This window comes from Pseudanabaena sp. UWO310, from assembly GCF_006861605.1.
Taxonomy (GTDB): domain Bacteria; phylum Cyanobacteriota; class Cyanobacteriia; order Pseudanabaenales; family Pseudanabaenaceae; genus Pseudanabaena.
Window position 1 is genome coordinate 22,523 of record NZ_SELU01000032.1, and the last position, 18,688, is coordinate 41,210.

The following is an 18,688-nucleotide window of genomic DNA, read 5'->3' on the forward strand; positions in this document are numbered from 1 at the left end:
TACAGCTATATTTGTAAATCATGACTACTGCGACTTTACTGGTTTCTTGTCCCGATCAAAAAGGCTTGGTTGCGAAGATTTCGGACTGGGTATTTTCCCATGGTGGGAATATTCTCCATGCCGATCAACATGCTGATAGCACAGCGGGCTTATTCTTAATGCGGGTGGAATGGGATTTAGAAAACTTCGATCTCGCGAGATCGGAGATCGACCCGACTTTTGAGAAGTTAGCGACGGAAATTCAGGCTAAATGGAGTATCCAGTTTTCTGATTACGTGCGACGTATTGCCATCTTTGTTTCTAAGCAGGATCATTGTCTTTACGATCTGATTTTGCGGCAGCGATCGCATGAACTTTCTGCCACTATCCCTGTCGTCATTAGCAATCATCCAGATCTGGAAAAAGTAGCCCATAACTTTGGCATTAATTACCATCACATTGCCATCTCCCCTAATAATAAATTGGAACAAGAGAAGCAGCAGTTAGCCCTTCTCAAACAATACAAAATTGATTTGGTGGTATTAGCGAAATACATGCAGGTTTTAAGCCCTGATTTTCTCGCTGAGTTTCCCCAAGTAATTAATATTCATCACTCGTTTTTACCTGCCTTTGCGGGAGCTAATCCCTATCACCGAGCCTATAAACGAGGCGTAAAAATTATTGGAGCGACGGCTCATTATGTCACGGATGAACTGGATGAAGGACCTATTATCGAACAGGATGTCATTCGAGTTTCCCATCGTGATTCGGTAACTGATCTGATTCGTAAGGGGAAAGATCTCGAAAGGATTGTCTTGGCAAGGGCTGTCCGCCAACATTTGCAAAATCGCGTGCTAATTTACGGACAATCGGCAAACTCGGATTTAGGATTGCGAACGGTCGTCTTTGATTAGACTGGATTGCTCGCCGATTCGTGTTATCAGCTACAGTCACGATCTCGTTTATAGCTCACAATAGTTTCGATAATTCCATGGGTAGCGATCGCGATCGCCTATAGCCAATGAAACCCCGCATTATCGTCTGTGGTCTAGATCGAACGGGTTACAAAGTTTTAAGCCTGCTCAAACAGCAAGGTTGTTTTGTCATTGGCATCCACGATCGACCGATCCATCAGGCTGATGCGGAAATTGTCATTGGCGATCTTGCGGCAGCAGAGACTTTAATTGCCGCAGGTATAAGGGATGCACAGACCTTGATTTTGGCGGGAGCCGATGAAACTCGCAATTTAACAATTTTAATGCAGGCAAGGGTTCTCAATCCCCATGTACGGATTATTAACCGATTGTTTAATTCCAGTCTAGGGGTAAGGCTAGATTTGACACTGCCCAATCATCTAACGATGAGCGTGGCGGCTCTCGCTGCGCCTGTCTTTGCTTTTAGTGCTATGGGCAATCGAGCGATCGGGCAACTGCGGCTGTTTGCTCAGACTTGGCCAATTCATGAAGAGTACATTGATGAGCGCCATGCTTGGTTGGGTAAGCCATTATCGGGGTTTTGGGAAGATCGATCGCGGATGTTGATTTATTATCTGCCCAGCGATGAGAGCAAGGTCGATCTGGTGAGTGCGGTGCTTGACGGTCGGACTTTGCAATTAGGCGATCGCCTTTTATTAGGGACACAGCCCAACGTACGCAATGCATCCCGCCCAGTGTTGCAAAAGATCGCCAAGATATTCATGGGCGCTCGGCAATTTCACGAACATGGGCAAGAGGTTTTATTTACAGCGATCGCTTTACTATTAACTATTTTTTCGGCAACCTTGGTATATACCAGTTTGCAGATCGGTATTCCGTTTGTGGATGCCCTCTATTTCTCGGTTGGGATGATTACAGGGGCAGGAGGGAACGAGCAGGTAGTCGAACATGCTACCGATAACCTCAAGGTTTTTACAATTATCATGATGTTGATTGGTACGACGGCGATCGGGATTTTTTATGCAATTTTAAATGATTTTATTTTGGGGTCGCGCTTGAGGAATTTCTGGGACGCGGCAAGAGTTCCCCAGCACAATCACATCATTATCTGTGGTTTGGGAAGTGTCGGTGTGCAGACAGCTTTACAGCTAGTCAGCTATGGTTACGAAGTGATTGCGATCGAACGCGATCTGAATAATCGTTTTTTAGATACCTTGCGATCGCAGAATATCCCTGTCATTCATGGCGATGCCAGCCTACCCACCACACTCAAGGCAGCTAATCTCGATCAAGCCGAAAGTCTGCTTGCCGTAACCAGTAACGATACCGAAAATCTGGAAATCGCCCTAAATGCTAAGGGAATAGCTCCCAATTGTCGAGTAGTGGTGCGTTATGACGATCCGTACCATGCAAGGATGGCGCAGGAAGTATTCGATTTTGAAGCGGTTCTGAGCCCTCCCGAAATTGCCGCTCCTGCCTTTGCTGCTTCAGCTCTCGGCGGTCGTATTTTAGGTAATGGCATTGTGGCGGATAGTCTATGGGTAGCGATCGCCACAATGATTACCCCCAATCATCCATTCTGTGGTAAGCCTGTCCGCGAGGCATCCGCAACTGCGGATTTTGTTCCGCTTTATATCGAAACTGCTTCCCAAACTATCCATGGATGGAATCTCTTAGAATCTTCCTTAAATGCAGGTGATATTCTCTATTTGACTATCCCCGCCGCAAAATTAGAACAGTTATGGCGCGTTACTCCTTTTCAAGTTGCCGTTAGCTAAGATTTATAGCAGTATAGAGATTGATATCTTAAAAAATTCAAGAGTATATGAAAACTAGCAAAAAAGCATACAACTATACAGTGCTTCTAGAAAAGGAAGAAGATGGAGGTTATCACGCTTTTTGTCCCGTTCTCAGAGGTTGTCATTCTCAGGGGGATACTTTTGAAGAGGCGATCGCTAATATTACGGAAGCAATTGAGCTATATATTGAAAGTTTAATAGCTGATAGTCAGCCTATCCCTACAGAAAATTTAATTGTCAAACCTTTGAGTGTTTTGGTATGAGCAACTTTCCAAGTGTTAAGGCTAAGGAGTTTATAAGAGTTATCGAAAAGTTGGGGCTTTATTTCGATCGCCAAAAAGGAAGTCATGCTATTTATAAAAATATTTAGGGAAAAAGAGTTGTTGTTCCAATTCATTCTGGAAAAGATATCAAGCAAGGTACTTTAATGGGAATGATTCAAGATATTGATATTGACAAAGAGACTTTTTTCAAATTACTAGAGGAATAATAGCGATCGCCTCTCACCACCCCAACCCCGATCGCTTATTTTTCAACATCAAACAGCGATCGCCCCTCATCATCCATAATGCCCGATCGCCTATTTTTCAACATCAAACAGCGATCGACAAATCTGTATATTTTATTTTGAGACTGATTAGCTATAATATTAGCGATAATTTTGCTAAAGAGGATCAAAGCTATGACTAGTCGTGAGCAGCTTATCCAAGAACTTACAGAGGTTCCAGATGAGTTAGTAAAAGTAGTTTTAGATTTTTTACATCGGGTTAAGACAACACGCATTCATCATCCTCTAGCTAAATTTGCGGGTATCTTGAGTGATGCTGAGGCAGATGATTTACAGAATGTAATTAGAGCTGATTGCCGTCAGGTAGATGTAAATGAGTGGTGAAATTGCTTTAGATACTTCTGTTGCAGTTCGTTTTCTGAATGGCGATCCTGAAGTTGTCCCAAGGGTTTTAGCATTGCCAGAAATATTTTTGTCAGTTATTGTTGCGGGAGAGTTATTGTTTGGTGCTGAGAACTCTACTCGCGCATTAAAAAATTTACCTCGCTATTTGGAGTTTATTGAGGCTTGTGTAGTTGTTCCTATTGAGAGAAGAACGGCGGTTGTTTATGCACAAACCCGTTTGGCTTTGAAGCGAAAAGGGCGACCAATTCCGATGAATGATGTTTGGATTGCAGCGCATTGTTTGGAGCGGGGGTGGGTGCTTGTGACTGATGATTCAGATTTTGATTATGTGGATGGTTTGGTGATAGAGCATTGGTAAGGATCGCCTCTCACCACCCCAACCCCGATCGCCTATTTTTCAACATCAAACAGCGATCGTCCCTCATCATCCATAAAGCCCGATCGCCTATTTCTCAACATCAAACAGCGATCGCCCCCTCATCACCCAAAACCCGATCGCCTAAATCTCAAATCAAACAGCGATCGCCTCCAGCACAAAATTTTTGGATGAACTTGTATTGACAACGTAAATACGCGTTGACTAAAATACAACGTATGGATGTGTGTTTTGTACTGAACGGGATTAAATTCGTTTGGAATGAGGAGAAGGCTCGAATTAATCCTATTAATCATGATGGTGTGACATTTCAGCAAGCTACTGAAGCCTTTTTTGATCCATTTCTAGTAGTAGTTGATGCAAGTCGTAATGATGAGGAGCGAGATGCTGTGATTGGTTTAGATAAATGATGGAATCTTCTTTACGTTGTTTATGTTGAACGGGAGAACGATTTAGTTCGGATTATTTCTGCAAGAAAGGCAACACGCAAGGAGCATGAATATTATGAAAACTGAAGCTTTAAAAAAACGATTGGATCGAAATCGTCCGATGGCAACGGTGACAATCCGTATTCCTGAGGATGTAATTGAAGATTTGAAAAAAGTTGCACCATTGTTAGGATTTTCTGGATATCAGCCTTTAGTTCGTGCTTATATTGGTCAAGGGCTTCGGGCTGATCTTGAGAGACTGGATGGAGACTCTGTTTCTATATTTATTGAGAGTTTAAAGCGTCACGGCGTGAGTGATGAGGTGATTCGTGACGCTTTGAGTGAAGTTGTTTAAAATCAAACAGCGATCGCTCCTCATCACAAAAAAAACGATTGCCTATTCCCTCACGTCAACAGCGATCATCCCCTCACCATACATAAACCCGATCGCCTCTCAGCAAGTATGTTAATCTAAGTTAGATTGATGATTTAAGCAAAGGTAAAGTATGGATACTTTAGCGGAAACATTAAGTGTAAGATTAGCCAAATGGCAACAAGATATTGCTGAATTGGCGAGACAGTTCATTTTGGAAATAATTGATTTAGCTGATCGAGATGCGTTAGATATTTTGCGATCGCGTTCTGTGGAACAAGAGGTATTGGATTTGCTGGATGAATATTAAGTAGGGTGAAGTTTGGTTAGCGGATTTAGGGATATCTGCAAAGACTCGTCCTGTTGTCATTGTTTCTCGTTATGATGCAAATCCTCCGCGAGTTTTAGTGATTTATGTTCCTCTGACGACTTAGTATAGAAATAGTGAGTATGAGGTCGTACTTCCTAACTTGAAGTTTCTCAATCAATCATCTATAGCTAATGTTCAGGGTATTGCTTCTATTCCTTCGGCAAGATTAGAACGCAAGTTGGGAGATTTGCCAAGTGATGTAATGTTACAAATCAAGCAAGCGATTATTTTTGCAATGGATTTAAGTTTGTAAGGCAGCGATCGCTGGTTGGCGATCACCTTACTAATTTGTATTTACAATTACGTTAGAATTAATGCAAAACAAGTAGTAGAGCCGTAATGTTATGCAAATAAAAGAACTCACTACCGAACAGTTTCGTTTACTAGTTCGTGAAGTTGTAATTGAAGTGTTAGAAGAATATATCGATCTAGATGAAGGGAAGAAGTTAAAAACAGCAGTTGTGGAGCGTTTATTACGACAACAACTGCAACCAGCTGTTATTCCTGCGGCTCAAGCTATGCAATCATTGGGACTTAATTGGGATGAGCTATAGTATTGATTTCACTTCTGAGGCGATCGCTGATCTTGCAAAGATTGACCGCACTAATCAAATACGAATAGCTCGTAAAATCAAGTGGTTAGGCGAGAATTTTGAACAAATTACGCCTCTATCGCTTTCTGGCAATTTATCAAGCTTTTTTAAGCTCCGTGTTGGTGATTATCGGGTTATTTATGCGATCGCGTAATCACAAAAAAGTGTGACTATCCATCAGGTCGGACATCGCAGAGAAATTTATGATTAGGTGAGCGATCGCCTATTCCCCCAACAACAAACAGTGATCGCCCCTCATCACCACATAAAACCCGATCGCCTAAATCTCCACATCAAACAGCGATCTCAATTTATGTTCAGTCTATTCTTCGTAATGTCCACCGATGGCAATGATGTATATATTTTCGTCATCAAAACTGTAGACTAGCCTATCTTTATCAGATATTCGGCGCGAGTAATATCCAGCTAATTCATATTTCAATGCTTCAGGTTTTCCAGTTCTTTGTGTGGGATCGCCTTTTTGCATTTCTTTGAGAATATTAAACAGTTTTTTGTGAATGGGTTTATTAGTTTCTCTCAAATATTCGTATGTTTGCAGGGTATCTTCATGAAATACGACTGAGCGCATGATGCTTCTGTTTGTGGGTTTCGATTAGTAGTTGAATTTGTGTAATTAGTTCTGGATTATTCAGGATGTAGTCGAAATCGAGAGAGAGATTTGCTTGGCTAGGGTTCGATTTTTTAGAATTATGCTTGAACTGCCTGATCTGTTGCATTAAGCGCGGGTTACTCAGGACATATTCGGTTTCTTGGTGAGTATCCATAGGTCTTAATAAAGTTTATAATCTACAGCTACATTTCTAGCATATCTGATATGTCGTTGAATAGCGATCGCCTCTCACCATCCAAAATCCGATCGCCTATTCCCCACATCAAACAGCGATCGCCTCTCATCACTCACAAAACCAGATCGCCTATTGCCCCACATCAAACAGCGATCGCCTCTCTCCACCCACAAAACCCGATCGCCATTTCCCCACATCAACCAGCGATCGCCCTCTCACAATCCACAAAACCAGATCGCCTATTCCCTCCAATCAAACAGCGATCACCATAGTCTAAATGCTAAACTTTATTCTCAAGAAATGAGTTGTCTAAAGTATGTCCAATGAAAGCTATATATGAAATTCGTATGGGATGAAGTTAAAAGGCAAAGCAACCTAAAAAAGCACGCTATCGATTTTGTGAATGCTGAAAAAGTCTTTACTGGTTCGACATTTACGTTTGAAGATAACCGTGAAAACTATGGAGAACAGCGTTGGGTAACACTTGGACTCTTAGGCATGAGAGTCTTTGTTATCGTACATACTGAAACCGAAGATGAAATCTGTATTATTTCCATGCGCGAGGCAAACAAAAATGAACAACTTCTCTTCTTCAGAAACCTCTAACGATCGTGGAGAATATCCCGAAGTAACACAAGCAGATTTAGATCGGGCTAAGTTTCGTATTGCACTTAAACCTATGCCACGCAAGCAAAGTATCACTATTTCTTTAGATGCCAATCTCATTGAGTATTTTAAATTGAAGGCGGGAGAATTTGGCTATCAAAATCTGATTAATGAAGTTTTACGTCAAGCTAAGGAGCAGGAAGAATCGGGAAAAGTTTTACAATAAACTATTAAATCAAAGCATGATCGTCCCTCAACACCTAAAACCCGATCGCCCCTCATCATCACCCAACACCCAATCGCCTATTCCCAAAATCAACCAGCGATCGCCCATCACCAACAACAAAACCCGATCGCCTATCCCCTCAACATCTAAACAGCGATCGCCATTGTCACCACCCACAAAACCCGATCGCCTATTTCTCCACCAAACAGCGATCGCCCCCTCAACACCCACAAAACCCGATCGCCTATTCCCTCAAATCAAACAGCGATCGCCCCTCATCACCCAACACTCGATCGCCTATTTCCCACATCAAACAGCGATCGCCTCTCAACACCACAAACCCGATCGCCTAAACTCCACATCAAACAACGATCGCCCCTCAAACTCAAAACCCGATCGCCTATTTCCCCAAATCAAACAACGATCGCCCCACACCACCCACAAAACCGATCGCCTATCACCCAAAATCAAACAACGATCACCTCTCACCACCCATAAAACCCGATCGCCTATTTCTCCACATCAAACAGCGATCGCCCCCCATCACCCACAAAACCTGATCGCCTATTCCCTCAACACCAAACAGCGATCGCCCTCACCAACCACAAAACCCAATCGCCTATTTCCCCTAAATCAAACAGCGATCGCTCCCTCAACACCCACAAACCTGATCGCCTATCAATCAATAAAAATCACCAGACTCTCGGTTGTAAATTTTGACTATTGGCAATAATCACAGAATCTCCTGCGGGTTCGATTAAAAATAGTCCTTCTTGTGTTGCATATTCATCTGCCTTTTCATCAATTTTGATTCCTGCTACAGCTCCGTAAACTTTGTAGTTTTTGTATTTGGGAAATGCTTCTTTAAATCTTGCTAGTACTTCTAAAAATCGCTTCACATTGCGAATTTCTAAGTGGGACTTCACTTCAATTGCTACTATTTCATTACCATTTTCTACTAGAATATCAATTTCCATTGAGCCTCGATCATCATCTCCTTTCACGCGCATGGCAGTGTAATGAACGTCAATTCCATGTTCTCTAAAAATTCTAGCGGCGGCAGGTTTGATTAGGTTTTCGACAAATTCTGCCCATCGGCTGGTTAGTCCTCCAACTTGTTTGTTAGTTTGTTCAATTTGTTTATTAGTTTGTTCAATAGTCTTTCGGAGTTCCGCCATTTCTAGTTCGGCTTGGTGCTGATATTCTTGGCGTTGTTGTTCGCTTTCGCGGAAGAGGGCGAAGATATCGTCTAGGGTGATAGTGTTGTCGGACATAGTATTTATAGGATTAATTGTTGTGTAAGTATTTTAGCAATTAAGCTAGGATTTTGCGATCGCCTATTCCCTCAAATCAACCAGCGATCGCCCCTCAAACTCAAAACCCGATCGCCTATTTCCCACATCAAACAGCTATCTCCAATTAGTGAATTGTTTATAATTGTTGTTAGTGGTTTATCTGACGTGAAGGGTTTATCAAATGGGGAAATCAAACTGGCGATCATTTGAAGAGGCTCGTGCTTTTGTGCATCAACTTCAGTTAAAAAATAGACAGGAATGGAGAGATTGGATAAAAAGCGAATTAAGACCTGATGATATTCCTACTAATCCTTCTAGAGTCTATAAAGATAGTGGATGGATTGATTTAGGTGATTGGTTAGGTAATGGGACGATAGCCTCAATTAATCGCAGTTATCGTTCATTTGAGGAAGCTCGCACTTTTGTACGTCAACTTCAGTTAAAAAATCTAAAAGAATGGTGCGCTTGGAGAAAAACTGAAGACAAGCCATTAGATATCCCAACTAATCCACACACAGTTTATAAAGATAAAGGTTGGATAGATTTAGGTGACTGGCTTGGCACTGGTACGGTTGCACCATTTAATCGTAATTATCGTTCGTTTGAGGAGGCTAGGACTTTTGTTCATCAATTCCAATTTAAAAATCATAAGGAATGGTCAGACTGGATAAAAACTGATGCTAAACCTGAAGATATTCCTGCAAATCCATCATTAGTTTATAAGGAAAGTGGCTGGAAGGGTTTTGGTGATTGGCTGGGGAACAATACAGTTGCTACTCAAAATCGTATTTATCTACCGTTTGAAGAAGCTCGTACTTTTGTGAGTTCGCTTGATATAAAAAGTCGAAACGAATGGGGCAACTGGGCTAAAACTCAGTCAAGACCTGAGAACATTCCTAAAGCCCCTTCTTTGGTATATAAAGATAAAGGTTGGAGTGGTTGGGGAGACTGGCTTGGCACAGGGGCGATTGCTAATTTTAATCGTATTTATCGACCTTTTGAAGAAGCTCGTACATTTGTGCGTCAACTTCAATTAAAAAATGATAAGGAATGGTCAGATTGGGTAAAAAGTGATGCAAAGCCCGATGATATTCCTGCTAATCCAGCATTAGTTTATAAAGATAATGGATGGATTAGTTTGGGAGACTGGCTTGGTACAGGAACTATTGCAACGTTTCAGAGAGTTTATCGACCATTTGAAGAAGCTCGTGCTTTTGTGCATCAACTTCAATTAAAAAATCAAGAAGAATGGTTGGACTGGATAAAAAGTGGTGCAAAACCTGATGATATTCCTGCTAAACCTTCACGCACATACAAAGATCAAGGTTGGGCTGGATTGGGTGATTGGCTTGGTACAGGTACGATTGCACTATTTAATCGTATTTATCGACCTTTTGAAGAAGCTCGTGCATTTGTACATGAACTTCAGTTAAAGAATCAAGAAGAATGGTTGGATTGGGTGAAAAGTGATGCAAAACCTAATGATATTCCTGCTAGTCCATTAGTAGTTTATAGAGATAAAGGTTGGGTTAGTCTTGGAGACTGGCTTGGCAATGGTACGATTGCCACTCGAAATCGTATTTATCTACCTTTTGAAGAAGCTCGTACTTTTGCACGACAACTTAAGCTAAACCGTAAGGATGAATGGTTATCTTGGGCGAAAAGTGAGTTTCGTCCTGAGAATATTCCATCTGATCCAGTTGGAACCTACAAAAATAAGGGATGGCTAGGTTGGGGTGATTGGCTAGGAATTATCAATCGATGGGAATCGAATGCTATTTTGAGCTTTTTGTATAGTTTAAAACCTGTTTTGCATAGCTTGGAGGCATCAGAGCTATATTCGATCATGAGACAAAACGGCATGATTGATTCTATTGGTAATGGCAGAAAGAATGCTGAACTTCTCAAGAGGATCAAAGATCTATGTTCATCAAACGATTTAGCATCTGATTGTCACAGCCTAATCACCCATATAGAAGAGGAACTCGGCAAGGCAATTAGTGAAACATCTGACACTCAATTTGATGATTTTCTAGAGCGTAATGACTCAGATTATATTGAAGAAATAGAAACTAATTTAGTCCCTGATGAAGTTGAAAATACTGATACTGAACTACCACAACTAAAATCCTTTGACTCATTAAAAGCAGTCGATTTACTTGTAGAAGCAGGAATCACCTCAGATTATGAAACCATCGAATTTTTAATCTGCAATCGCGTTAGCGCCCTATGGCAAACCTGCCTAAACAACGACCCCACCTTTGACCTAGACCGACTTCGTAACGAAACAGGCGGCACATACTTTCAGACAATCCGCGATCGCTTCCTCAGTCAACACGATGGCGCAGCAAACCTCACCATACCCAACGGCTATAACTTCCCATATCCACCCAACCTGATGCAACGCCTCACCGCCTATCGCATCTACACGGAAAGAAGGATCGGCAACTGGTCAGGAGTTGGCGCAGGGAAAACCATATCCGCCATCTTTGCCAGTCGCGTCATTAACGCCAAATTCACAATCATCATCGCCTTTAACAGCACCATCGAAGGATGGGCAACAGCGATCGCCCAAGTCTATCCCGACAGCATCATTTACCAAAAAGAACGCGGTGAAATCAGCGTAGATCGCAACCAACATAACTATCTCATCCTCAACTTCGAGAAATTCCAACAACCCTACTCCGCCGAACTTGTCGGCAACATCCTCAACCATCACCAGATCGATTTTGTCGTCATCGATGAAATCCAAAACGTCAAACAACGCGATCCCAATCCCAACAAAGAAAGCAAACGCCGCAAAACCCTTAACTCCCTACTCTCCGAAGCATCCCGTCAAAACCCTGAACTCTGCGTCTTAGGCATGAGCGCCACACCCGTAATCAACAACCTCTACGAAGCCAAAGCACTGCTAGAAATGACAAGGGGCGAAAAATTTGAAGAATTGAAAACCTTCAGCACGATCGCCAATGCCCTCGCCATGCACGAAAAACTGATGCTTCATGGCATCCGCTATCGTCCCAATTACAAGATTGCGATCGCCGAAAGCTTTCCCGAAATCTCAGGCTCACATCTACGCCCCCAACTCATCACCGCCATCAAAACCAGCCCCCTCGCTGTTGAGCAAATCCTTCTCTCAGCCAAAATCGACACGATCATCGCCCATATCAAAACAGGAACCCTCATCTATACCCACTATGTCGATGGCATGGTCGAACCACTCCGCAAAGCGATCGCCGCCGCAGGTTACAAGGTGGGCTTATACACAGGCGTAGAAGACACCAAAGAACGTGATTCTGCTAAAGAGAAATTCATCGCTAGAGAAATCGACATTCTCATCGGCACGGCTCCCATCGGCACAGGCGTAGATGGACTGCAATATGTATGCGATCGCCTGATTATCGCTAGCCTTCCTTGGACTCATGCCGAATACGAGCAACTAGTCGGGCGCATCTATCGCCAAAAATCATCCTTCAATAAAGTAGAAGTAATCATTCCCCAAGTCATCCTCGACCATCAAGGCTATATCTGGTCATGGGATCGCCAATACCGATGGAGTCGCATCCAATGGAAAAAATCCCTCGCTGACACCGCGATCGATGGCGTAATTCCCAAGGGCGAACTCGCATCAGAAAAGGTCGTACTCCAAAAAGCAGGAGAAGCCCTACAAACATGGATTGATCGCGTCGAAAGTGGCGAAATCTATGAAATCAACCGAGAAGAATTGCGCGTCCCCTTACCCGAAGCGATCGCCAAAATCCTGCAACGCCGCTTTGGTGACTTCTCGGCGATGAACAACCGATTCAATAATTCCTACAGCCAAACCACAGGCGATCGCCTCAAAGCCAACCCCGAAGAATGGTATCAATACCACCACCTCTATCGCGCCGCCCGTGAAACATGGCAAGAAATCCCCTACGAAAAAATTGCCGAGAAACTTCAAAACTACACCAATCTCCAGATCGGTGACTTCGGCTGCGGTGAAGCCAAACTAGCCGAACTACTTCCCAATCACCAAGTCCATTCCTTCGACCACATCGCCATCAACCCAAAAGTACAAGCCTGTGACATCTCCCATACCCCTCTCCCCGATGCAACCCTCGATGTCGCTATCTTTTCTCTATCTCTCATGGGCTTGAACTATGCTGACTATCTCCAAGAAGCCCATCGCACCCTCAAAGGCGGCGGCAGTCTCCTCATTGCTGAACCCATCAGCCGATGGACAGACAAAAAACAAGAATTGCTAGATTTGATCACCAGTTTAGGATTTACCATTGTCAAAGAGCAAACAAGCGATCGCTTCTTCTACATCAATGCTACCAAACCGCTTATCACCTTAATTTGATTGTGCTAGGCTAAATATGCTTTGCTTTTAACAGTGATAGAGATGTCAACCAATAGCCCAACAATATTTGCAGAAGAATTAGCCAACGAGCTAGACAAAATACCTGAACAATATTGGTCAAACCTCTTACAGATTATTCGCTTATTTCGTGAAAGCGTTACGCCAGAATCAGAAAGCCATTCTCAAGATCCTGCAATTATCGAAGCCATTGAAGATTTAGGGCTTGTCCATGCCATGCTAGAAGTCAAGGATGAAAAGCCTCTTAGTCTCCAAGAAGCGCTTGCTGAAATGGAAAGAGAATGAACGTTAATTATCTTCCTAGCTTTCTTAAAGAACTTAAAGCTCTCAAAAGTACACCTTACTTCAAACCCATAAACAGCCTTGTATTTGATGAGATTCCCAAACTTTCTGGGTTGGCAGATATCAAAAATGTCAAAAAGCTACAGGGATATGAAAATGCGTATCGAATCAAAATAGGGGATTATCGAATTGGTGTGATCTTTGAAGGCGAAACCGTCACATTTTGTAGAGTCTTGCATCGCAAAGAAATTTATCGCTATTTCCCATAAACTAAATCTCTTGTTGCCGCGTAAGCAATACAGGCTTTAAAATCTTCTCGCGTTAGATCGGGAAAAATAATCTTCGGCAATCATCACAATGCTTGCTCTAGCTTACTAATCTTAACTAAGAGATCTTTTCGCAACTCACATAAACTAAACCACTCAAACAGATCCATCTCATCCCCTAATACTCCTGATTCAAATTGTTCTTGAAACTGACGAGAATCAAGACTATAGTTCTGTTCAAACTTACTAATATCACGGTCATAAACAGCTAATTTCTGCCGATGACGATTTAACATTACACTAAGTAATTGACTTAGAATCCGATCTAACTCATTGCGATCGCTACAATTTGCACTAAGTAACTCTAATTTGTCTAATGTATTCATGGCATACACACATAACTAAACTTAGATCGATATAGCCTTTTTAACATTATATCAACAGTAATTTTTCCTATAAAAAAGGCGGCGCAAACGCCGCCTTTTTTAATTTCTACTCTACACCTTCAATGCGGTCTTCGAGTTCTTGATAGAGTTCACGCAATCTATCGAGATTCTCTTCACTGGTTTCCCAATAGCCGCGACCATTGACTTCTAGCAGAGTGCCAACAATCTTACGGAACGAATTGGGGTTGAGATTTTTGAGGCGATCGCACATCTCTTTATCGTTCACATAGACATCATTGACATCTTCGTAAACCCAGTTATCCACTGCGCCAGCCGTTGCCGACCAGCCCATTGTGTTCACAAGGCGCTTGGAGATTTCGCGCACACCTTCGTAACCACTCTTGAGCATTCCTTCATACCATTTAGGATTGAGAATCTTGGTGCGGGTATCGAGGCGGACAGTCTCAGTCAAGGTGCGAACTTGAGCATTGGCTGTCGTGGTGTCGGCAATGAAAGAGGCAGGTTTCTTGCCATCCTTACGGAGACTGCCAACGAGCTTGGTGGGGTCAGAGTCGAAGTAGTGGGATACATCGGTGAGACTGATTTCTGAGGAGTCCAAGTTTTGGAAGGTCATGTCAACGGTCTTCAGGGAGGCTTCGTAAAGCTGACGCTGTTGGGTATTGCTGACATTGCCACCAAAGGCGAAGGACTTACGCGATAGATACATCTGTTGCAATTCTTCTTCGTTTTCCCATGTGCTATTTTCCACAGCGAGGTTAACGTTGGAGGAATAGGAACCCGATGAGTTACTAAATACACGGGTAGCCGCTTGGCTAATGGTTAAGCCAAACTCCTCGGCTTGGGCGATCGCGTGTTTCCTTACAAAGTTCATTTCCAAAGGCTCATCGGCTTCGGCTGCCATCCGCACGGCGCGATCGATCAAGTCCATTTGATTCACGAATAAATCGCGGAATACGCCAGAGCAATTAACGACGACATCGACGCGGGGGCGACCCAATTCTTCGAGAGGAGTTAACTCTAAACGATTGATGCGACCGAGGGCATCGGGCATGGGCTTCACGCCGATCATGCAGAGAACTTGAGCGAGGGATTCGCCGTAGGTCTTGATGTTGTCGGTTCCCCACAGTACGACCGCGATCGTTTCGGGATAAACTCCATTGTTATCTTGGCGCTGACGCTCTAAAAGGCGATCAACGACGGTTTTCGCCGCCTGTACCGCCGCACTCGTCGGAATCGAGTTGGGGTCGAGGGCATGCATATTCTTGCCTGTAGGCAGTACCAAAGGATTGCGGATGGGGTCTCCACCTGGACTCGGCAAGATATAGTCACCCTCAAGGGCGCGAATCAATCCACCCAGTTCGTTGTCGGCAACGATTTGCTTGAGACAGAACTCTAGGAATTCAAAGAGAGGCTTGATGTCATCTTTATTGACATTGGGATAGCCATTCTCTTGGAAAACTTCAATCCAAGGTTCGGTTTTGCCCATTCTAAAGAAGTTGAGAACGGAGAGTTTGGAAACTCTGCCATCGTCATCAGCTTTAGCTTTGACTAATGCGCCTACAGATTTATTAGCGATCGCCCGAATGTTTGCCAAGAGTTCCACATCGGCGTAAATACCCTTGTCGCTGGATTTGTAAAGCTGTTCGATATCGCGTCCGATGCTTTCACAGATGATTCTCAAAAGCGACTTCATCTTGTCTTCGGGGCGATCGAAACTAGCAATACTGGTCAACACATCGGTGACATCTTCAACTTTGGGAGGCTCACCGACAACGTGCAGCCCGCAAGGGAGAACGCGGGACTCGATTTCCATCAGTTTGTTGTAAACCTGACCGATGACGTTATCACGTTCTTCGAGGGACATTTCCTTGGCATCCTGTTCAGGAAGTTCCACATCCTTATCGAGATTTACCAAGCGCACCTTGTCCATGATCGTATTGGTGATTTGCACGCCACGACTTCCTAAGCGCAGATCCTTATAGGAACCGATCAGTTCGCTTAGTTCCTGCAAGTTGCGGCTCAAGCCTGCATTTTCAGGTGCTGGGGTAATGTAGCTGATGATCGTGGCATAACCGCGACGTTTAGCGATCGTTGCTTCCGATGGGTTATTGACCGCATAGTAGTAGATATTAGGCAATGCACCAATTAAGCTGTCGGGGAAGCATTCGCCCGACATACCTACCTGTTTGCCAGGCATAAACTCCATCGAGCCGTGAGTCCCGAAGTGAAGCACGGCATCGGCTCCCCAAACATGGTTGAGATAGGTGTAGTAAGCGACGAAACCGTGATGGGGTGAGGCAGATTTGCTAAAAAGCAAACGCATAGGGTCGCCTTCATATCCAAAGGTCGGTTGCACGCCAACGAAGATATTTCCGTATTGCTTACCGTAAATGATCAGGTTCTGACCGTCGGAATTGAGATGTCCTGGAGCGGGTCCCCATTGCTCGATAATGCGATCGACATAGGGCGTATTCTCTTCGTATTCCCTCACTGACATTCGATAGGCAACATTTAATTCTGGGCTGCCAACCATTGCTTCGGGGTTATGCAGAATTTCAGACATCATGTCATGGGAGGTCTTTGGCAATCCTTGCACATCATAGCCATTGTTGCCGAGAGCTTCCACTACTTTATGAATGGAAGAAAAAACATCTAAGTAAGCAGCCGTACCGATGTTGCCCTTGTCGGGAGGGAAGCTAAAGATGGTGATGGCGAGTTTCTTCTCATGGCGAGGCTTGCGGCGGAGATTTGCCCATTTAATCGCCCGACTTGCAATCGTTTCTAAGCGATCGCCAATGGCATGGGAACGACCTGTCGCGCTGTCGCGACCAGAGAGCACGATCGGATCGAGTCCTCCATCCAGCTCTGGCAAGGCGACCTGTAGGGCTACTTGGACTGGATGCAAACCGAGATCGCTATCTTGCCATTCTTCCGTGGTTTGGAAGACGAGAGGTAAAGCGACCATGTAGGGACGATTGAGCTTTTCGAGGGCTTCGATCGCCTTCGGGTGATCTTGCTTTGCAGGTCCTCCAACTAAAGCAAATCCAGTAAGGGAAACCACACTATCGACGATTGCCCGATCCTTTTGCTTGGGATCGTAAAAATATTCCTCTACTGCCTTCGAGAAATCTAGTCCACCATTGAATACAGAAATCACCCTTGCGCCCATGGATTCCAATTCCTGCACCATCGCCACATAATGCGCGTCATCGCCCGTGACGAGGTGCGTTCTTGCCATCAGTAAACCCACGCATGGGGCGAGGGGATCTTTCATCTCTTCGGGAATATCGGTACGGGCGTTAAACCAGTTTAAATATTCGGCGGTACTCTCGAACATTTTGGGGGCGAGGGGATGCCATAGCCCCATATCCAAGTAGGTAACGGGATCTTTAATTTGCAGAGGAGCGGCTCCACGCTCTTTTGCGCGGGCTTTGACCGTTGGCAGGTAATTTTGTGCCAACATCAACAAAAAGTTTTCGAGATTTTCCGTCGATCCCCCCAACCAATACTGGAAGCTCAACATAAAGTTGCGCGCATCCTGAGCCTTGTCCATCGGCATATACTTGAGAATCTTCGGCAGGGTTTGGACGACCTTGAGCATACTGTCTTGAAAAGAACTGCCCGATTTCTCTTTACGCTTCCGCATGAACTGGGCGATCGCACTTTTCGACTGCCCCAGATTTTCCATACTGAAACTACCCATCTTATTGAGGCGCATCACCTCTGGCATCGAGGGGAAGACCACGCAAGCCGATAGGCGATCGCGGTGGGGTTGAACGGCAAGGGCGATCTTGGTCGCCAGATCGTCAATAAAAATTAACGAAGCAATGAATATATCGGCTGCGGCAATATCCTCTTTGAAGGACTCGTAATTTTCTGGACTTCGTAGCTCTTCGATTAAATAGCCATTTACCTCGATCGCCAGATGAGGGTTGTTTTTGTTGATTGACTTTACAGCCGCCGACATAGCGCTCTGATATTGGGGTTCAAGCACTACATAGACCAACTTCATTAAGACCCGACCCTGTAGAGTTTCGGGAATGATACGTCTACCAGATAATGTTGCGATCGGTGGCACAGAAGTGAACATGCAGTCTCCTTAAATTACTGTCCTGATTTTTTGGGGATTGTATATATTGCGTTTGGTTATTTGTTGCTTGAACTGTTACAGGATGTAACAATTAGCAATTAAAGATTTATACCTATTCACTATTTAATACCAGACAACCATTGCCGTGGTTGATTTTGGGCAATAAATGCAATAATTTGAAATTGATTTGTTTACATATTGTTACACTTCTTCATCTTTATGACGAGTAAATGTAAATTTTTCTTAAATCTCTTTAACTTTAGTAAGGAATTGCTCCATATATAGTCGTCGCCAAGTGTATTAGGACATAAACCGCAAGAATTGAGTGGCGGCGCTTCGTGCCGCCACTCAATTCTTGCGGTTTGATTTGTCCTCATTCAAGTGACTGTAGCTATATCACAAGGCAGCATTAAGGGCCGCATTATCGGATCTCCAAGAGCATACTAGGGAGCATAGAGGTGCTTTGCCCTGCTATGCTCCTTGGTGGCGATCGCCACTAACTCAAACATTGCGTTAGCTATGATGTTGAGGATATTTGAGCTAAAATCGTGCTTGTACCCAGCTCACTACAAGCCCAAAAC

General features: G+C 43.8%; 24 protein-coding genes and 3 pseudogenes. 21 read left to right on the forward strand and 6 right to left on the reverse strand.

What is annotated here, in order from left to right; translation table 11 throughout:
* The first annotated feature begins 20 nt into the window (after nucleotides 1-20).
* The 4 genes and pseudogenes from purU (at nucleotide 21) to PseudUWO310_RS23930 (ending at nucleotide 3,203) form a co-directional block, all read left to right on the forward strand.
* Nucleotides 21-893, forward strand: a complete 873-nt coding sequence (gene purU, locus PseudUWO310_RS12135) for a formyltetrahydrofolate deformylase (RefSeq protein ID WP_142601580.1) — start codon at nucleotides 21-23, stop codon at nucleotides 891-893.
* A 107-nt stretch (nucleotides 894-1,000) separates the two neighbouring features.
* Nucleotides 1,001-2,692 carry an NAD-binding protein gene (locus PseudUWO310_RS12140; RefSeq protein ID WP_142601583.1) on the forward strand — a complete coding sequence of 564 codons (1,692 nt, stop codon included), beginning with the start codon at nucleotides 1,001-1,003 and terminating at the stop codon, nucleotides 2,690-2,692.
* A 47-nt stretch (nucleotides 2,693-2,739) separates the two neighbouring features.
* Nucleotides 2,740-2,976 (forward strand): type II toxin-antitoxin system HicB family antitoxin, encoded by a 237-nt coding sequence (locus tag PseudUWO310_RS12145; RefSeq protein WP_142601586.1) that lies wholly within the window; start codon nucleotides 2,740-2,742, stop codon nucleotides 2,974-2,976.
* A pseudogene (locus tag PseudUWO310_RS23930) lies at nucleotides 2,973-3,203 on the forward strand (type II toxin-antitoxin system HicA family toxin). Before PseudUWO310_RS12145 ends, PseudUWO310_RS23930 begins: the two are co-directional and overlap by 4 nt.
* Nucleotides 3,204-3,238: 35 nt before the next feature.
* Here the strand turns inward: PseudUWO310_RS23930 and PseudUWO310_RS22920 are convergent.
* Nucleotides 3,239-3,391, reverse strand: coding sequence for a hypothetical protein (locus PseudUWO310_RS22920; protein ID WP_190316001.1), 153 nt, complete (start codon nucleotides 3,389-3,391; stop codon nucleotides 3,239-3,241).
* Nucleotides 3,392-3,395: 4 nt separating this feature from the next.
* Between PseudUWO310_RS22920 and PseudUWO310_RS12155 the strand changes: the two genes are divergently transcribed.
* From PseudUWO310_RS12155 to PseudUWO310_RS12190, 10 genes and pseudogenes are all read left to right on the forward strand, one after another.
* A complete protein-coding gene (locus tag PseudUWO310_RS12155; RefSeq protein ID WP_142601588.1) occupies nucleotides 3,396-3,605 on the forward strand; it encodes a hypothetical protein in 210 nt (69 codons plus the stop codon).
* Entirely contained in the window at nucleotides 3,595-3,984 is a 390-nt protein-coding gene (locus PseudUWO310_RS12160) for a type II toxin-antitoxin system VapC family toxin (RefSeq protein WP_142601591.1), read from the forward strand. Before PseudUWO310_RS12155 ends, PseudUWO310_RS12160 begins: the two co-directional genes overlap by 11 nt.
* On the forward strand, nucleotides 3,978-4,187 hold the full coding sequence (locus PseudUWO310_RS12165) for a hypothetical protein (RefSeq protein WP_142601593.1): 210 nt from the start codon (nucleotides 3,978-3,980) through the stop codon (nucleotides 4,185-4,187). The genes PseudUWO310_RS12160 and PseudUWO310_RS12165 overlap by 7 nt, the downstream gene beginning before the upstream one ends.
* A 33-nt stretch (nucleotides 4,188-4,220) precedes the next feature.
* Nucleotides 4,221-4,517 (forward strand): annotated as a pseudogene (locus PseudUWO310_RS23935) (BrnT family toxin).
* On the forward strand, nucleotides 4,507-4,785 hold the full coding sequence (locus tag PseudUWO310_RS12175) for a hypothetical protein (RefSeq protein WP_142601595.1): 279 nt from the start codon (nucleotides 4,507-4,509) through the stop codon (nucleotides 4,783-4,785). The pseudogene PseudUWO310_RS23935 and the gene PseudUWO310_RS12175 overlap by 11 nt, the downstream one beginning before the upstream one ends.
* Nucleotides 4,772-4,900, forward strand: a complete 129-nt coding sequence (locus PseudUWO310_RS23620) for a hypothetical protein (protein WP_263363431.1) — start codon at nucleotides 4,772-4,774, stop codon at nucleotides 4,898-4,900. Before PseudUWO310_RS12175 ends, PseudUWO310_RS23620 begins: the two co-directional genes overlap by 14 nt.
* A gap of 36 nt (nucleotides 4,901-4,936) precedes the next feature.
* The gene (locus PseudUWO310_RS22925; RefSeq protein ID WP_190316002.1) at nucleotides 4,937-5,113 is read left to right on the forward strand and encodes a hypothetical protein; all 177 of its coding nucleotides are present in this window, start codon (nucleotides 4,937-4,939) and stop codon (nucleotides 5,111-5,113) included.
* 16 nt (nucleotides 5,114-5,129) lie between these two features.
* Nucleotides 5,130-5,426 (forward strand): annotated as a pseudogene (locus PseudUWO310_RS12180) (type II toxin-antitoxin system PemK/MazF family toxin); the annotation flags it as partial.
* Nucleotides 5,427-5,517: 91 nt separating this feature from the next.
* Entirely contained in the window at nucleotides 5,518-5,727 is a 210-nt protein-coding gene (locus PseudUWO310_RS12185) for a hypothetical protein (RefSeq protein WP_142601597.1), read from the forward strand.
* Nucleotides 5,717-5,920, forward strand: a complete 204-nt coding sequence (locus PseudUWO310_RS12190; RefSeq protein WP_142601599.1) for a type II toxin-antitoxin system RelE family toxin — start codon at nucleotides 5,717-5,719, stop codon at nucleotides 5,918-5,920. The genes PseudUWO310_RS12185 and PseudUWO310_RS12190 overlap by 11 nt, the downstream gene beginning before the upstream one ends.
* 168 nt (nucleotides 5,921-6,088) lie before the next feature.
* Here PseudUWO310_RS12190 and PseudUWO310_RS12195 read toward each other — a convergent pair whose 3' ends face one another.
* Nucleotides 6,089-6,355 (reverse strand): Txe/YoeB family addiction module toxin, encoded by a 267-nt coding sequence (locus PseudUWO310_RS12195; protein WP_142601602.1) that lies wholly within the window; start codon nucleotides 6,353-6,355, stop codon nucleotides 6,089-6,091.
* Complete coding sequence (locus PseudUWO310_RS12200; RefSeq protein WP_142601605.1) at nucleotides 6,333-6,551, reverse strand: hypothetical protein; 219 nt, start codon at nucleotides 6,549-6,551, stop codon at nucleotides 6,333-6,335. The genes PseudUWO310_RS12195 and PseudUWO310_RS12200 overlap by 23 nt, the downstream gene beginning before the upstream one ends.
* A gap of 50 nt (nucleotides 6,552-6,601) precedes the next feature.
* On the opposite strand from PseudUWO310_RS12200, the gene PseudUWO310_RS12205 reads away from it, so the two are divergent.
* The 4 genes from PseudUWO310_RS12205 to PseudUWO310_RS12220 all read left to right on the forward strand — a co-directional run bounded on the left by PseudUWO310_RS12205 (nucleotide 6,602) and on the right by PseudUWO310_RS12220 (nucleotide 8,137).
* On the forward strand, nucleotides 6,602-6,844 hold the full coding sequence (locus tag PseudUWO310_RS12205; RefSeq protein ID WP_142601607.1) for a hypothetical protein: 243 nt from the start codon (nucleotides 6,602-6,604) through the stop codon (nucleotides 6,842-6,844).
* Between the two features lie 64 nt (nucleotides 6,845-6,908).
* Complete coding sequence (locus tag PseudUWO310_RS12210; RefSeq protein ID WP_142601610.1) at nucleotides 6,909-7,178, forward strand: BrnT family toxin; 270 nt, start codon at nucleotides 6,909-6,911, stop codon at nucleotides 7,176-7,178.
* Nucleotides 7,147-7,404 carry a BrnA antitoxin family protein gene (locus tag PseudUWO310_RS12215; protein ID WP_142601612.1) on the forward strand — a complete coding sequence of 86 codons (258 nt, stop codon included), beginning with the start codon at nucleotides 7,147-7,149 and terminating at the stop codon, nucleotides 7,402-7,404. The genes PseudUWO310_RS12210 and PseudUWO310_RS12215 overlap by 32 nt, the downstream gene beginning before the upstream one ends.
* A gap of 16 nt (nucleotides 7,405-7,420) precedes the next feature.
* A complete protein-coding gene (locus tag PseudUWO310_RS12220) occupies nucleotides 7,421-8,137 on the forward strand; it encodes a hypothetical protein (protein ID WP_142601614.1) in 717 nt (238 codons plus the stop codon).
* Here PseudUWO310_RS12220 and PseudUWO310_RS12225 read toward each other — a convergent pair.
* Nucleotides 8,097-8,678 (reverse strand): DUF3782 domain-containing protein, encoded by a 582-nt coding sequence (locus tag PseudUWO310_RS12225; protein ID WP_142601616.1) that lies wholly within the window; start codon nucleotides 8,676-8,678, stop codon nucleotides 8,097-8,099. The genes PseudUWO310_RS12220 and PseudUWO310_RS12225 overlap by 41 nt on opposite strands.
* Nucleotides 8,679-8,880: 202 nt before the next feature.
* Here PseudUWO310_RS12225 and PseudUWO310_RS12230 point away from each other — a divergent pair, with 202 nt between their 5' ends.
* Genes PseudUWO310_RS12230 through PseudUWO310_RS12240 form a run of 3 tightly spaced genes read left to right on the forward strand, consistent with a single transcriptional unit; the run spans nucleotide 8,881 to nucleotide 13,613 of the window.
* Nucleotides 8,881-13,044, forward strand: coding sequence for a helicase-related protein (locus PseudUWO310_RS12230; protein WP_142601619.1), 4,164 nt, complete (start codon nucleotides 8,881-8,883; stop codon nucleotides 13,042-13,044).
* A gap of 42 nt (nucleotides 13,045-13,086) precedes the next feature.
* Nucleotides 13,087-13,347 carry a hypothetical protein gene (locus PseudUWO310_RS12235; protein WP_142601621.1) on the forward strand — a complete coding sequence of 87 codons (261 nt, stop codon included), beginning with the start codon at nucleotides 13,087-13,089 and terminating at the stop codon, nucleotides 13,345-13,347.
* Nucleotides 13,344-13,613 (forward strand): type II toxin-antitoxin system RelE family toxin, encoded by a 270-nt coding sequence (locus PseudUWO310_RS12240; protein WP_142601624.1) that lies wholly within the window; start codon nucleotides 13,344-13,346, stop codon nucleotides 13,611-13,613. Before PseudUWO310_RS12235 ends, PseudUWO310_RS12240 begins: the two co-directional genes overlap by 4 nt.
* 83 nt (nucleotides 13,614-13,696) lie before the next feature.
* Here the strand turns inward: PseudUWO310_RS12240 and PseudUWO310_RS12245 are convergent, their stop codons facing one another.
* Nucleotides 13,697-13,996 carry a hypothetical protein gene (locus PseudUWO310_RS12245; RefSeq protein ID WP_142601626.1) on the reverse strand — a complete coding sequence of 100 codons (300 nt, stop codon included), beginning with the start codon at nucleotides 13,994-13,996 and terminating at the stop codon, nucleotides 13,697-13,699.
* A 106-nt stretch (nucleotides 13,997-14,102) separates the two neighbouring features.
* On the reverse strand, nucleotides 14,103-18,107 hold the full coding sequence (locus PseudUWO310_RS12250) for a magnesium chelatase subunit H (protein WP_142601629.1): 4,005 nt from the start codon (nucleotides 18,105-18,107) through the stop codon (nucleotides 14,103-14,105).
* Between the last annotated feature and the right edge of the window lie 581 nt (nucleotides 18,108-18,688).